We start from the raw sequence: 13,859 nt of genomic DNA, 5'->3' as shown, positions 1-13,859 counted from the left end.
AGCTGCGAGAGGCGTTATACAATGCCATCCCGCAAATCGTATATCGGCAGAGGTGCAGAAATCATTTAGATATAAAATATCTGGTTAAATCTACCAGCCCTTAACGCAATCTTTATATGATCGTAATCGTCCGTTGACAATTGCATCGTATGCTGATCTGGACACTTACTAGATAGGGAGAGACGAAACCATGAACAAACTCGCAACATCCGCTGCAACATTGCTTCTCACATGCTCACTGCTTACTGGCGGTAGGACCGTGCAAGCAAGCAGCGGCTTCAGCGACATTGAAGCATCCGCCTACACGCAGCAGATCGAAGCGCTTTATCAACGAGGCATCATTAACGGTACACCTGAAGGTCTCTATCAACCGCAGCGACAGCTGACGAAAGCCGAAGCCGTTACGCTGCTGTCTCGCGCGTTTCATCTGAGTCCGGTATATCCGATTGAACGTAATCAAGACGATATGCAAAAAACGACGACTTACACGGATCCTCTAGGCGTCATCGACGATTCATTCTCGATTCCGTCGGCAAGAGATATCGAGGAGCATTGGGCGCTGCCCTATATTGAAAGCGTGCTAAAGGTACGGGGTGACGAGACAAACGGCAATACATACGATCCCCAAGCTCTTGTAACAAAAAGTGAGTGGGTGGAGCTGTTAGGCAAAATCATTCTCGGTGCAGACCTCACTGTAGACTACAAGAGCAAGATGGCCGAACTAGGACTTGCCTCTCCGGAATATGCAGCATCCAGCGAACCCATTACAAGGGAAGAAGCTGCTGGAAGCCTGTACGATATTCTCTACCATCCTGATTTTAAAATCATTACCGTGTTCGCAACGGCGGATATCCATGCTCATCTTGAGCCGTACAAGCCGGCAGGCTCGGAGAATGAGATCGGCGGTTTGGCAAAAATGAGCCATGTCATCGATCAAATGCGCGAGGTGCAGCCGAACACCCTGCTGATTGATGCCGGTGATGCACCCTACAACACCAATATCGGTAATTTGACGGAAGGTGCGGCGACGATCGAGATCATGAATGAAATGCAGTATGACGCCATGGTGCTCGGCAATCACGATTTTGATTTTCCGTTTGACGTGCTCGAGCGAAATGCAGGAGATGCACAGTTTCCGTTCCTGTCTGCCAATACGCGGTATAACGGAGAACAGCCGGACTTTCTGAAATCCTCGATCATTAAAGAAATCGACGGCATTCGTATCGGCATTATCGGCGTTACCGACGACCAAAGCCACCACTTCACACATCCGAAGAACGTCGAAGGCATCACCTTCCAGGACCATTTCGAAGCAGCGCAGAATACTGTGAGTGCCATCCAGGACGAGACGGATATCATTATCGCTTTATCCCATCTGCATGGTGACAATCGTCAGCTGCCGACTGAAGTGAGCGGGATTGACATCGAGATCGGCGGCGGGCAAGACATTGTTGCCTACCCGGAACAAATTGGCGACACCTGGCTGATCTCCCCTGGAAAGCACGCCGAAACATTAAACCAAATCAACCTCCAATTCCTAAATGGAGAGATGATCGGCCTTAATTTCGCACATCTGTTTATGACCTACAATCTTGAACAAGATGCTGCAGTCACGAATATAATTGATCGTCACCTGGAGGAAATCGGCGGTAAGATGAACGAGGTTGTCGGCAAGACGCTGACCCCGCTTGACGGTGAAAGACAGACCGTTCGTCTCAAAGAATCGAATTTGGGCAATGCCATTGCAGATAGCCTTGTGGATCTGACCGGAGCCGATATTGCTCTGCAGAACGGCGGAGGTGTTCGCGCAAGTATCGATGAAGGGGATATTACGTTGGAAGAAATATATACAGTCCTTCCTTTTGACAATACGGTTGTCATGGTGGAGGCGAGCGGACAGACGATTTGGGACGCTTTGGAGCACAGCGTGTCCTCCTATCCTTCCGCAGCTGGCAGCTTCCTTCAAGTATCCGGACTCAGCTACACTTTTGATGCGGCGAAAGAACCAGGCTCGCGCCTCGTTGAAGTCTTGGTGGACGGAGAGCCCATCGAATTGACCAAGATGTATAAGGTAGCCGCGAATGACTTCCTGACCGGCGGCGGAGATCATTTCGATATGCTCAAGGATGAAACGACAGAACTGCTGAAAACGAAGCATTTCCTGCGGGATGCCTTTACCGAATATTTGCAAAGCCACGGAACGATTGAGCCGCAGCTGGAGCAGCGCATTCATATCTTGAATCCTGCTTCGGAGCAATAACCTTCATTCGCAGAATTCAAGCTTTACCGTCCTTATTACTGCGAAATTATTGCGAAAACCGACCTTAAAACCATTTGAGGAGTCCCGATCGGGACTCCTCTTTTCATGGTGCATCTCAGCGATCGCCTTCCAGAAGTACGGTAACGGCACTTTTGGCTTCCATTCGGAAGCTAACCATGTCCTCTTCATTCAGCTTCAAAGTCACGTTATGCGCCTCGTCGCTGTCATTGAACAGCACGGCCGCCCTCGAATCGTCCTTATTTCTGAAGGCTGCGGAACGAATCGAATCTTCGTATGAAGAAGAAGCAAGGCGCAGAGCACCGGGACGTATACATTTGCTGAAGTGAGCCAGTGCGTAATAATCCAACGTATATTCGATCTCTTTCGTACGCTGATCGATTGTGACGATACCGCGGCATGTGCTTGTTCCGAAGCCCGGAACGGTCGGACCGTTATTCTCATCCAGCGCCATGTTCCACAGCACGAAAGATCGGCTGTAATTACGCAATATTTCAATTCCCGTGCGCATCACATTGGAGAAGGCCGGTTCGAACGGCGGGATCCATTCTCCGCCTGATCCTTCCGTAAAATGAACCTCTTTGTCAGGGTAAGCTTCAACAATTTCGGTTTGGGCAGACGGATTACCGCCATACCAATGCCAAGCGACGCCATCCACTTCAGCATTCGCCTGTTCCAATACCGTTCGCGGATAATCCGGTCGGTCCCAGTTGTGGTCATAGCAAAGAATTTTGGTTTCGATTCCATGCTTGACAAAACAAGGCTTCAAATCGTTTCTGATAAAATCACTCTGCGCTTCCGGCCCCATGATCATACCGGGATAATGTCCAGGCGAGTACAACGCTTCATTTTGCGGAGTGACGGCATAGATCGACAGCCCGTGCGCCGCATAAGCCTGTATATAACGAGCAAAGTATTCCGCATATACCGAATAATATTGTCGTATCAACTCGCCGCCAATCATGGAGCCGCTTGTCTTCATCCAGCCCGGAGGGCTCCATGGGGAAGCCATAAGCTTGATCTCCGGATTAAGCTGAATGGCTTCCTTCAGAAGCGGAATTACATCTTCTTCGTCATGGGCGATCGAAAATCGTTTCAGCTCTAAATCGGTTTCGCCATTCGGCAAATCATCGTAACTGTAAAAGTCTCTCGCGTAATCGGATGCGCCCATCGGATTACGCAGCACAGACAAGCCGATTCCTTGTGCCGGATCGAATAATTTCCTCATCAGCACAGCCCTCTGCTCCGGCTCTAAAATCTGATGTATTAGATAGGCCGCGGAATCGGTAAACGATGCGCCAAAGCCGTCAATTTCCTGAAATGTCCGGCTGTCGTCGATGATGACCGTTCTCCATTCTTTATCCTCGGAAACCGGGGATAATTGCTCTACATTTTTCTTCGCGAACATCTCGTTCTCGCCTGTAGACTGATAGATTGTCAGCTTTCGCATATGGTTTCCTCCACTCTTTTTCTTATGTGTGTCTCCTTCGACATTACAATCCGAGCTTCTCCTTGTTCGCCTTCATCTTCTCGCTATAAATCTGAACAATGTTGTCCCAATTGTTATCCTTGAGCAAATCCTTGTACTCGTTCAGAATGCTTTCACGTTCAGCGTCATCCTTGGCACGGATCATGCTGACCAGCGTCGTGCTCCACTCCGTATTGATCGTGCTTAAAGAGCGTGCTTCCGGCGTACCCGGTTCAGGATTTATGTTCTCTAAGACGAAGTGCGGCTTCAGCTTTCCTTCTCCCCATTCCTGCATTTGTTTGATCGATTCCGGGAAGGAATCCTTGCTGAGCGCCTTATGGCGGTCATGGCCGAAAAACATGAATTCACCCATGCGGAGATCCTTTTTAAATTGATCTGGGTTATTGATTTGCATTTCCTTGACCTCAGGCAGCAATTCTACGGTACCGTCGGCGTTCTTCTTGTACGTTTCGCCTTCAATTCCGTAGTTCATTAACATTTGCCCTTCTTCACTGAGCAAATACGTGAAGATTTGGATCGCTTTGGCAGGATCGGTACAGTTCTTTGTAATATAGCTGCTCATCCAACCTGTAATCCCCGATTGATTCAAAGTCGGTTCATTTCCCACCGTGCTTTGCGGCCCATCGATTGCGATGTACTCCTTGCCAGGATTGCCGCTCATAAAGATTTGCAGATTGCCGCCTTGCTGCGGAGTTCCGTCCAGCAGGAGGGTTGCGTATTTCCCGACTTTCACTTTCTCTTCGAAAGCCGTCCCGTCATCGGCAAAGCTGTCGTCACTGATGCCGCCGTTCCGGTATACTCTGTTTAAGGTTTCGATCCAGGTCAAGTAATCTTCATCCAAATTGCGATTGTAGAAACCGCCGTTCTCATCCTCAAGCGGTACCCCGATAAAATCTTGAAGCACATCACCCAACGATCCCGTTCCTTCTCCGATGGAGTTAAATCCAAAAGGAATCAGCTCAGGGAATTGCTTCTTGATGTCGTTCATCACCTTCTCGAATTGCTCCGGCGTGCTGAAATCAGGTTTTCCCAAAGCGTCATACACATCTTTGCGGATAATAAATGCTGTTTTCGCTGGAATATAACCGCTTTCATAATCTTCCTGCGTATTGGAGTAGTTCGGATAACCATAAGTATTCCCGTCCGCCAGCTTGAACCAATTTAAAGTGTCCGCTGCAGCGACTTGATTGAAGTACGGATCATATTTCTCAGCAAGCTCGTTTAACGGCATTGCCCAAGTACTTGCTTTTTTCGCAATCTGGGAGTTGGAATCAAAGATCGTAATTAAGTCCGGCATTTGGTCGCCGGCGAAGAACGTGTTCAATTTCGTATCGTCGCCTGTAATAAATTTGATATGAATATTCAGATCTTCCTTGATCTTCTTGGTAACCACATCGCTGCCAAAATCCGTGTTCCACCAATCGGCATTCACGTACCAGGTCAGCTCGGTTGTTTCTTCTTTGGCGTCCAGCTTCCAGGCAGGTGTATTCGAGTCCGGCGTATATCGGTCTTCAATCGATATCCAATTGTCTTCCCTCGAATTGGACCCCCCATTCGAGCAGCCGGCTGCCATGAGCACAACGGCCATCAGCACGACAAAAATCGAAAATCTTTGTTTCTCTGCAATCTTCCCAAGCTTCAACATTTTGGTATCCTCCCTTTTCATAATTCATCCATTTGATCGTCTTACCGCATTTTCCGCCTTCTCATACTCGTCTTTTGTTTTACTCTTTCACCGCCCCCAACATCATTCCAGAAATAAAGTACCTCTGAAGTAACGGATATATCACAACAATCGGCATGGTAGTAATGACAATTGTCGCAAGCTGAACCCCTTTGGTCGTCGTCTCAATCACGAATGACCCCCCGATATTCTGCATCGATTGGGTCTGCGATTGAACAATGATTTCATACAGCATCATCTGCAGCGGATAGAGCGATTGATCGGTAATATATAATTTGGTCGTCATGAAGTCGTTCCACTGCGAGACACCGTTAAATAAAGCGATGGTCGCCAAGGCCGGCATCGAAAGAGGGATAATAATATACAGAAATACCCGCCAGTCGCCCATGCCGTCGATCTTCGCCGACTCTTCCAGCGAACTCGGCACATTTCGAAAAAAATTCATGAGAATGATGACATCATAGAAGCTTAGAAGTGCTGGAATGATATACACCCAAAAGCTGTTTAATAAACCGAGCGACTTAATGAGCAAATAGGTAGGAATCATGCCGCCCGAGAAGAACATCGTAATGACTCCCATCGTCACATACAGCTTGCGGCCGCGAACATGACTCTTGCTCAATCCGTAAGCAACCATTGCGCAGAAAAACACGTGGGTCACAACGCCGATGGCCGTTTTGGCGATGGATATAAAGAATGCGTGCCATATGCCGCTGTCCCGAAAGACGGCGCGATAATTTTCCAAGGATAATTCCGTTGGCCAAAATATAAATCCGCCTTCCGCAAGCGCCCTGCCCGAGCTGAAGGATGAAACCACTACATTCCACAAGGGAATCATGATGATTAACGTAAAAATCAACAACAGCAGCATATTGACCGTATTGAAAATGCGGTTGTCCAAGTCTCCTTTAATTGCTCTCAGATTCACCGTTATGCCTCCCCCAAGTCCTATAAGACAGACTGATTATCGTTTAATTTGCTCGTAACTTTATTCGCGGTAACAAGCAGAATGACAGACACGATAGAGACGCCGAGACCGACAGCGGTTGCATAGGAAAAGTCGCCTTGCGTGAGCCCCATCCGATACACGTAAGAGTTGATGACCTCCGCCGTTTCACGGTTTTGCGAATTCATCAGCACCAGCGTTTGATCGAGATTGGATCCCAATAAACCGCTTACAGTTAAGATTAAATTTAAACTGATGATCATCTTCATGTTCGGAATGGTAATGTACCAAATCTGTTTCAGACGGCTTGCGCCATCGATCTTCGCGGCCTCGTAATACGTCGGGTCGATTTGCGCCATCACTGCCAAGTACAAAATCGTCCCCCAGCCCGCTTCCTTCCATATATCCGACAATGTCGCAATCCACCAGTATTTATCCGGATCCAGCAAAATATTTTCCGGCTGCGAGATCAGTCCCAGCCCCATTAAAAGCTGATTCCACAATCCCGTTGTGGAAAACCAAGTAATCAGCATGCCGCCAAGGACGATCCAGGATAAAAAATGCGGCAGGTATGAAATGGTTTGTACGAATTTTTTGAATCGGCTGATGCTGACTTCATAAATCATAATTGCCAATATAATAGGAATGACGAAACCGATCGCCAATTTCAAAAAGCTGATGGCCAGCGTATTGACGACGGATTCCCAAAAATACTTGTCGGATAAAATGATTTCGAAATTTTGCAAACCGACCCATGGGGCTGAATCAATCGTATCGATAACCGTATAACTTTTAAAAGCGATGAGCAAGCCGTAAATCGGGATGTAGCAAAAGATAATCATGAAAAGAATGCCGGGAAGAATCATCGATTGGAGCTCCCACTGTCTCTTAAAGTCGACTGCGAATTGTTTCACTCTTTGCCCCATCGGCTTTTTTCCGGCAGGCTCAACTGCAGTTTTGTTCGTCACCTGCATCTCCTCCTACTGAATTGATGACTAAATCAATAAAAACGTTTTTATTTAATTTTAAAAAAAAGGGGGATCTAAATCATTGCACGGAATGAAAAAGCTCCTCAATCGTCTGTTTCCGCGAACCATGGAATCATTCCCGAATAACCTTGACTTGACTCGAACCGCGCACGATGAGCTCGCCTGTCAATCTTTGCACCTTGCCTTGTTCTTTATTCCGAATCATGCGGTCCAGATGATCGATAATCAGAACCCCCTGTCTCGCGATCTGATTTCGCACGGTAGTCAGTGGCGGCGTAAAATACTGTGCTATATCAATATCATCGAAGCCTACGACGCTGACATCTTGCGGAACTTCATATCCTTCAGATTTTAAAGCCCGTATGCAGCCAATCGCACTTAGGTCATTCCCTGCCAAGAACGCGTCCGGGACATTCTCTGGATATTGTCGTAAAAACGTTTTTACTGCATTGTAAGAACCTTCTTCCTCAAAATAGCCCTGCAAAATATAAGCTTCGTCGATCGGAAGTCGATGCTCCCGCAGCGCTTCCAGATATCCTTGCTTCCGCTGCACGCTGTCAAACATCGTATCTACGCCGGAAATATAAGCAATTTTCTTATGGCCTAGACTGATTAGGTATTGGGTTGCTTTATACCCGTCCTCAAACGAATTAAATATAATGCTTCCCATCGTTTCGTTTTGAATGACGCGGTCGAGAAAAACAGCTTTAATTTTATTCCTCTCCATGACAGCAATATCCTGGTCACTGACTCTCAGCTCTTCGAATATGATGACCCCATCGACACGGCCGCCAAGAATATTGCTCATGATGACCTGTTTATCCTTCGTAACCAATACATTCAGTCCGTAGCCTAGACGGTCGCACTCGCGGGACATGGACTCAACCAGCGTATAAAAGTACGGTCCAGCCACACTTGTCGTAAAGAAGCCGAGCATATTCGTCTCCCCTGACTTCAACAGCTTTCCGTTCAAGTTGGGTACGTAATTCAGACGTTTGGCCACTGCCAGCACATGCTCCTTCGTCTTCGGGTGAAGAACATCTACATTGTTCAATGCATTGGAAACCGTAGAAATGGAAACGCCGGCCTCCCTTGCTACATCTCGAATCGTTACTTTTCCCATTTTGCCCTTCCTTTTCCATTCAAGCGTCTTCATGCTGCAAATTTACCATGAAAACGTTTTTATTACAACCATTATTTTTTACCTGAACTGAAAAGAGGAATCCCAATCGGGATTCCTTTGCCACTTGTAAGTACCTTTACCAGCCCATATTCAGCGTCTTTCCTGTTTCGGCGTACGTCTTAATATTGCTAAGAATCATCCACCAATGCGACTTGGCGTTTTCAAAAGAAGGATGGCCTTCGCTCCAACCGTCGTTCACCAGTGTCAGCTTCGTGCACTCCCCTGCCTTTTCCAGCGTAAAGGTTACTCTCGACTCCAGCTCTTCATGGTTGGCATGATATGACGGCCCCGGATGCTCCACATAGCTGAACTGTTCATGGGGCGCAAAGGATAAAATATGGCCGTATACGTGCACGGTTTCATCTCCATCCCCCCCAGGCCCAACATATTCGAAGCGGTCGCCTTCCTTGAAAGTAGACTTAATCACACAGCCGAAAAAGGTATGGCGGGTTCCTTCCGGTGAAACAAGCACATCCCATACTTTCTCTGGAGAAGCCCCGATATAAAATTCATACTTCAATTCCATATGTTATTCCTCCTTCATGTTGATCCTCAGCCGAAGGTTTCGTTTTTGGATCAAACTGTAAATTATGCTAAAATCAATATACCTAAGTCAAGCGGACGTGTATTGTAAAAACGCGACAAAACGTTAGATGATATGACCGAGAAAGGAGAGTCTCCTATGAATTCAAAGCAGCAGATGCCCAGCATGGGCGTGCTGAAATTCGAAGAGAACGGCAGAACGTTTCACCTTCATCGTTACTCGCCGTCTGCGGATATTGGAACGTTCGTCAAGCATTATTGGGTCGTCAGCTGGGATTTAACCGGACATCCGCCTTATCCCCAAGAGGTCATCCCCAACCCATGTGTTAACATGGTTATCGAACCAGGCAGATCGGGGATCTTCGGTCCTTCCAAGCAAAAATTCACTTATATGCTGCAGGGGAAGGGTTGTGTATTTGGCGTCAAGTTTAAACCGGGCGGATTTTATCCCTTCGTGAAACAGCCGATTTCCAGGCTGAACAAGCAGATTATGAACATTCATAGTGTGTTTGGAATCGATGCTGGAGCTGCAGAAGCATTAATCTTATCGCAGCGCGCAGAAGAAGATATGGTGCGGCAGATGGAAGCGATCCTTCAGCCAAAGCTTCCGAAGATAGATCCCCAGGTAGAGGTGATTGTGCGCATCACCGAGCGGATCATGGAGGATCGGGAAATCATCAAGGTAGATACGGTCTGCAAGCTGTTCGATATGAACAAAAGAACACTGCAGCGGCTGTTTGATCAGTATGTCGGTGTCAATCCGAAATGGGTTATCCAATTGTACCGGCTTCAAAATGCCGCTGAATTGATCGGAAAAGGCAGGTTTGAAGACGGTCTGGAGCTATCCATGGAGCTCGGATATTATGATCAATCGCATTTCATTAAGGATTTTAAAGCGATCACAGGCAAAACGCCCGAAGAATATGCTTCAAGCTTATGAGGCCGGCTTCAATCGCTTCGAAAGCTGTCAATAAAATGGCGCGCGCTCTTCGATAAGTAGCGGTCTTTCAGCCATAGAATACCGACCTCGGACTGAAAGTCGGCATCGACGATGTCCAGCATTTTGACGACATTCGTTGGAAACGAAGACATGACGGATTTCGGGAAAACGGTCGCACCGATCCCTTCGGCGATCAATGTCATAATGATGGCCACGCTGGAGCATTCACAGATAATATTCGGCTCGAAGCCATGCTGCCTGCACTCACCCACCACGAGCTCATGCATGCGCGTCGTTTTATCTGTTTTCAATGTGAGGAACGGGAATTGTGCGAGCTCCTTCATACATATCGACGTCTTCCCCTCATAGCCAGTCCACGAACTAGGAATGACGGCTACGAATGGATCAGAGGGGAGCGGAAGAACTCCATATTTCTCCGGCTGCGTCATCGATTCGAAAGGCAATCTCGCTACAATCAAATCAATCATTCTTTTCTCCAGCAGCTCACCTAAGTAGAAATGATCCCCTTCCGAAATTTTAAAAGTCACCTGCGGAAATCGCTCTCGAAACAGCTCAATTCGCTTCGGAAGCAGTGAAATACACGAGACGACCGAGCCAACGCTCAGTATGCCTGTGACCTCTTCCCCGCTTTCCTTTACTTCCATGATCGCTTCATTGAATTGCGACAGAAGGGTTTCGGCCTTATTCCGCAGCAATTCGCCTGCAGGTGTTAATTTCAGCCATTTCCCAGTCCGTTCGAACAGCTTAACCCCCAGTTCATCTTCCATCAGCTTCAGCTGCCTGCTTAGCGGGGGTTGTTCAATATTCAGCACTTTCGCAGCTTTTGTGATCTGCCCTTCCTGAGCAATGGCTAAAAAATATTTTAATTGTCGGTAATCCATCCACGTCACCTCGATGCATACCAAAAAAGTATGGGAGTGCAATAAAATAGATACTTTTAATATATCGAAGAAAGTGCTAGCATTCAATTAACGTTATTATTCATGAAGGAGAGGGTCAACATGGTTCAATCCATAGATATCCAGCTTACCACGAAGAAGAAGGAAAAGCCGCCAGCGAAAAATTTGCAATTTGGCGTTCATTTTACCGATCATATGTTTATGCTGGACTACCATGTGGACAAAGGCTGGCATACCCCGCGCATCATGCCTTATCAGCCGATTACACTAGATCCAGCCGCGAAAGTATTTCATTATGGGCAAACGATATTTGAAGGATTGAAAGCGTATAAAACGGAGGATGGCCGCGTTCTATTATTTAGGCCGGATAAAAATATTGAAAGATTGAACCGTTCTAACGAACGCCTGAGCATTCCTCATCTTGATGGAGAACTCGTGCTTGCCGCACTGCAGCAGCTCGTTGCTGTGGATCAAGACTGGATCCCTTCCGAACCAGGAACATCGCTGTACATCCGTCCGTATGTGATCGCTACACAGCCTTGTTTGGGTGTCGCCCCATCGACGGAATACAAGTTTATGATCATCATGTCTCCAGTTGGCGCGTATTATGCTGAAGGTGTGAAACCGGTCAAAATCTTCGTAGAATCGGAATATGTTCGTGCGGTAAGAGGCGGCGTCGGTGAAGCGAAAACAGCCGGAAACTATGCCGCAGGCTTGAAGGCGCAGGAAGAAGCGAAAGAACAGGGCTACAGCCAAGTGCTGTGGTTGGACGGTGTACATCTCAAATATATTGAAGAAGTCGGCAGCATGAACGTGTTCTTCAAAATAAACGGAACCGTCGTCACTCCGGCATTAAACGGCAGCATCTTGGACGGCATTACCCGCAACTCAGTGCTTCATTTGCTGCGAGCTTGGAACATTCCTGTCGAAGAAAGAACGATTTCTATTGATGAAATCGTGGAGGCAGCGAAGAACGGTCAATTGGAGGAAGCTTTTGGAACCGGTACAGCTGCCGTTATTTCTCCGATCGGTGAATTGAACTACCACGGCGAGAAGCTCATCATCCACGAAGGTCAAACTGGAGAGCTTTCCACGAAGCTCTACGACACGGTGACGGGCATACAGAATGGCGTTCTAGCCGACCCATTCGGCTGGATGGTAGATACGACAGCAGCATCTACAGCTTCGAAATAACTTGAAAACACCATCCTGCCCAATTCACAATCGGACCATTGCTAATTATTGTATTTTATGATAAGGTTTTATTGAATTTATTGGAACGGAGGGTTACGTGTGGTAGATTGCATCCGAATCATTTCTTCGCGCATCTAATCAAATAGCGCCAAGACTCTGCTTGTAGGCAGAGGATTCAGGATGGATCACACCCATGCCATGTGTAATCCTACTTATTTGAATAGGCAAATCTGTCATTGCCTCAAGGGCTGGTTCCTATTGCAATGGAAGGGAAAATGAACTCCTTTCATCTTCAAGCGGCACTTTGCGGCCGAACCTTATCCTTTTATAAGAACCCTTGAAAAGGGTATTCTGAATTCTCGTGCCTTCTATCCACACAGGCGGATCTTCCGTCTGTGTTTTTTTATGTTGGTTTGACGGTCTGTATTTTATTTTCCCTAAAGGAGGGTTACGTGTGGTAGATCAAATCCGAGCTGCTTTGTGCAACTAAATATTATTGCCAAAGGTCCTGCCTGTCGTATGGGGACTCGGATTTGCTCTGCCTTTTTTCATATATTCGAAGCAGCACTCTTGACTGCTGTCCATCCATATCACCGTCCCAAAGTGAAATACGTGCTGAGTGCACGTGGTACTTGCTGGACAAAGCTCGGAACACAGTCATATTTCGTTCGTTTCGAATCATGAGCTTCTATGAAAACTCTGTGAGTGCTCGTTCATGCAGCGCTTCTTCCGTGATCCCTATGGTTCAGGCACGCCTCTTTGGCTCTAAACGATGCAAATATCGGAGGAGCGTGCCTTTATATGAGAAGGAATCACAAGAAAACAGCCTGCCCGCAGCTGCGGCGGCATACTCACCCTCAACAGCAATCCCAGCGCCATGGACAGCATTTCTTAAGAGATAAACAAATCATTGAGGAAATGATCAAACAAGCTGACATTCAGCCGGCAGATACGGTCATCGATATCGGAGCCGGGGCAGGAGCCATCACTCTCGCATTAGCTCAAAGGGCAGGGAGTGTGCTTGCTGTAGAAAAGGACAACGGGTTAGCCCAAACATTGCGAAAAAGATCGGCAAGCCTTCGCAATGTGACGGTGGTAGAGAAGGATATCATGAATCTCCGTTTACCGCGAGATCCCTACCTCGCCGTTGCGAATATCCCTTTTTACATGACGACTTCGATCCTCAAATTGCTCATGAATGGTTCGGGTTCAAAGCTTAAAAGAGCAATCCTGTTAATCGAAAAAGGGGCAGCCTTAGGCTTCACTTCGCGTCCGATCACCAAGCCCAGCATTCTCGCTTGGAGAATGTGGTATGATTTGAAAATGATTCGAGTCGTTGAAAGACGCCATTTTTCACCGCCTCCCAAAGTCGATGCGGCTTTGCTGCTGATTCAGAAAAAGACACCCGCCTTCCTCGAAGAACACCATTTTCATCGTTTCTTAGCGTTTGCTGAGGATGTTCTTCGTTATCCGCGTATGCCTGTTTACCTAGCTCTAAGCGGCATCTTCACACCGCCTCAGATAAAGAAGTTGTGTCTGCATGCAGGAGTGGATAGAGACTTCCCCATCTGTAAGCTCAATGAACAGCAATGGGCAGCCGTTTATACAACGATGATCCAGCATGTCCCCTCATTTCGTTGGCCGAAATAGGAAAAAAGAGCTGATCGATTCAATCGATCAGCTCTTCATCATA

11 protein-coding genes are annotated in these 13,859 nt (G+C 47.2%); 4 read left to right on the top strand and 7 right to left on the bottom strand.

The genetic code is table 11. The annotated features are described in order from the left end of the window. Positions 1 to 190: 190 nt before the first annotated feature. Entirely contained in the window at positions 191 to 2,260 is a 2,070-nt protein-coding gene (locus ACFPXP_RS15810; RefSeq protein WP_379895293.1) for a 5'-nucleotidase C-terminal domain-containing protein, read from the top strand. Between the two features lie 115 nt (positions 2,261 to 2,375). On the opposite strand, the gene ACFPXP_RS15805 is transcribed toward ACFPXP_RS15810, so the two are convergent. From ACFPXP_RS15805 to ACFPXP_RS15780, 6 genes are all read right to left on the bottom strand, one after another. Next, complete coding sequence (locus tag ACFPXP_RS15805; protein WP_379895292.1) at positions 2,376 to 3,728, bottom strand: glycoside hydrolase family 30 protein; 1,353 nt, start codon at positions 3,726 to 3,728, stop codon at positions 2,376 to 2,378. A 43-nt stretch (positions 3,729 to 3,771) separates the two neighbouring features. Continuing rightward, positions 3,772 to 5,412, bottom strand: a complete 1,641-nt coding sequence (locus ACFPXP_RS15800; RefSeq protein ID WP_379895291.1) for a sugar ABC transporter substrate-binding protein — start codon at positions 5,410 to 5,412, stop codon at positions 3,772 to 3,774. A gap of 79 nt (positions 5,413 to 5,491) precedes the next feature. Then, complete coding sequence (locus ACFPXP_RS15795) at positions 5,492 to 6,379, bottom strand: carbohydrate ABC transporter permease (protein ID WP_379895290.1); 888 nt, start codon at positions 6,377 to 6,379, stop codon at positions 5,492 to 5,494. A 20-nt stretch (positions 6,380 to 6,399) separates the two neighbouring features. After that, the gene (locus ACFPXP_RS15790) at positions 6,400 to 7,371 is read right to left on the bottom strand and encodes an ABC transporter permease (protein ID WP_379895289.1); all 972 of its coding nucleotides are present in this window, start codon (positions 7,369 to 7,371) and stop codon (positions 6,400 to 6,402) included. A 127-nt stretch (positions 7,372 to 7,498) separates the two neighbouring features. Further along, complete coding sequence (locus ACFPXP_RS15785; protein WP_379895288.1) at positions 7,499 to 8,509, bottom strand: LacI family DNA-binding transcriptional regulator; 1,011 nt, start codon at positions 8,507 to 8,509, stop codon at positions 7,499 to 7,501. Between the two features lie 136 nt (positions 8,510 to 8,645). Beyond that, a complete protein-coding gene (locus ACFPXP_RS15780; RefSeq protein ID WP_379895287.1) occupies positions 8,646 to 9,095 on the bottom strand; it encodes an SRPBCC family protein in 450 nt (149 codons plus the stop codon). A gap of 156 nt (positions 9,096 to 9,251) precedes the next feature. Here ACFPXP_RS15780 and ACFPXP_RS15775 point away from each other — a divergent pair, with 156 nt between their 5' ends. Beyond that, positions 9,252 to 10,052, top strand: a complete 801-nt coding sequence (locus tag ACFPXP_RS15775; protein ID WP_379895286.1) for a DUF6597 domain-containing transcriptional factor — start codon at positions 9,252 to 9,254, stop codon at positions 10,050 to 10,052. An 8-nt stretch (positions 10,053 to 10,060) separates the two neighbouring features. On the opposite strand, the gene ACFPXP_RS15770 is transcribed toward ACFPXP_RS15775, so the two are convergent. Next, positions 10,061 to 10,954, bottom strand: coding sequence for a LysR family transcriptional regulator (locus ACFPXP_RS15770; RefSeq protein WP_379895285.1), 894 nt, complete (start codon positions 10,952 to 10,954; stop codon positions 10,061 to 10,063). A 120-nt stretch (positions 10,955 to 11,074) separates the two neighbouring features. Here ACFPXP_RS15770 and ACFPXP_RS15765 point away from each other — a divergent pair, with 120 nt between their 5' ends. Both ACFPXP_RS15765 and erm read left to right on the top strand, forming a co-directional pair. Continuing rightward, positions 11,075 to 12,166: a branched-chain amino acid aminotransferase gene (locus ACFPXP_RS15765; RefSeq protein WP_379895284.1), complete on the top strand. Its 1,092-nt coding sequence runs from the start codon at positions 11,075 to 11,077 to the stop codon at positions 12,164 to 12,166. A gap of 801 nt (positions 12,167 to 12,967) precedes the next feature. Next, a complete protein-coding gene (erm, locus tag ACFPXP_RS15760; protein WP_379895283.1) occupies positions 12,968 to 13,816 on the top strand; it encodes a 23S ribosomal RNA methyltransferase Erm in 849 nt (282 codons plus the stop codon). Positions 13,817 to 13,859 lie beyond the last annotated feature (43 nt).

It is taken from the genome of Marinicrinis lubricantis (assembly GCF_042658665.1).
Classification (GTDB): domain Bacteria; phylum Bacillota; class Bacilli; order Paenibacillales; family KCTC-33676; genus Marinicrinis; species Marinicrinis lubricantis.
Note: the sequence above shows the minus strand (reverse complement) of the source record. Positions and strands in the feature narration are given on the sequence as shown.

Coding starts and splice junctions, on each gene's coding strand:
- ACFPXP_RS15810 (WP_379895293.1), top strand. CDS start 191: ATGAACAAACTCGCAACATCCGCTGCAACATTGCTTCTCACATGCTCA.
- ACFPXP_RS15805 (WP_379895292.1), bottom strand. CDS start 3,728: ATGCGAAAGCTGACAATCTATCAGTCTACAGGCGAGAACGAGATGTTC.
- ACFPXP_RS15800 (WP_379895291.1), bottom strand. CDS start 5,412: ATGTTGAAGCTTGGGAAGATTGCAGAGAAACAAAGATTTTCGATTTTT.
- ACFPXP_RS15790 (WP_379895289.1), bottom strand. CDS start 7,371: ATGCAGGTGACGAACAAAACTGCAGTTGAGCCTGCCGGAAAAAAGCCG.
- ACFPXP_RS15785 (WP_379895288.1), bottom strand. CDS start 8,509: ATGGGAAAAGTAACGATTCGAGATGTAGCAAGGGAGGCCGGCGTTTCC.
- ACFPXP_RS15780 (WP_379895287.1), bottom strand. CDS start 9,095: ATGGAATTGAAGTATGAATTTTATATCGGGGCTTCTCCAGAGAAAGTA.
- ACFPXP_RS15775 (WP_379895286.1), top strand. CDS start 9,252: ATGAATTCAAAGCAGCAGATGCCCAGCATGGGCGTGCTGAAATTCGAA.
- ACFPXP_RS15770 (WP_379895285.1), bottom strand. CDS start 10,954: ATGGATTACCGACAATTAAAATATTTTTTAGCCATTGCTCAGGAAGGG.
- ACFPXP_RS15765 (WP_379895284.1), top strand. CDS start 11,075: ATGGTTCAATCCATAGATATCCAGCTTACCACGAAGAAGAAGGAAAAG.
- erm (WP_379895283.1), top strand. CDS start 12,968: ATGAGAAGGAATCACAAGAAAACAGCCTGCCCGCAGCTGCGGCGGCAT.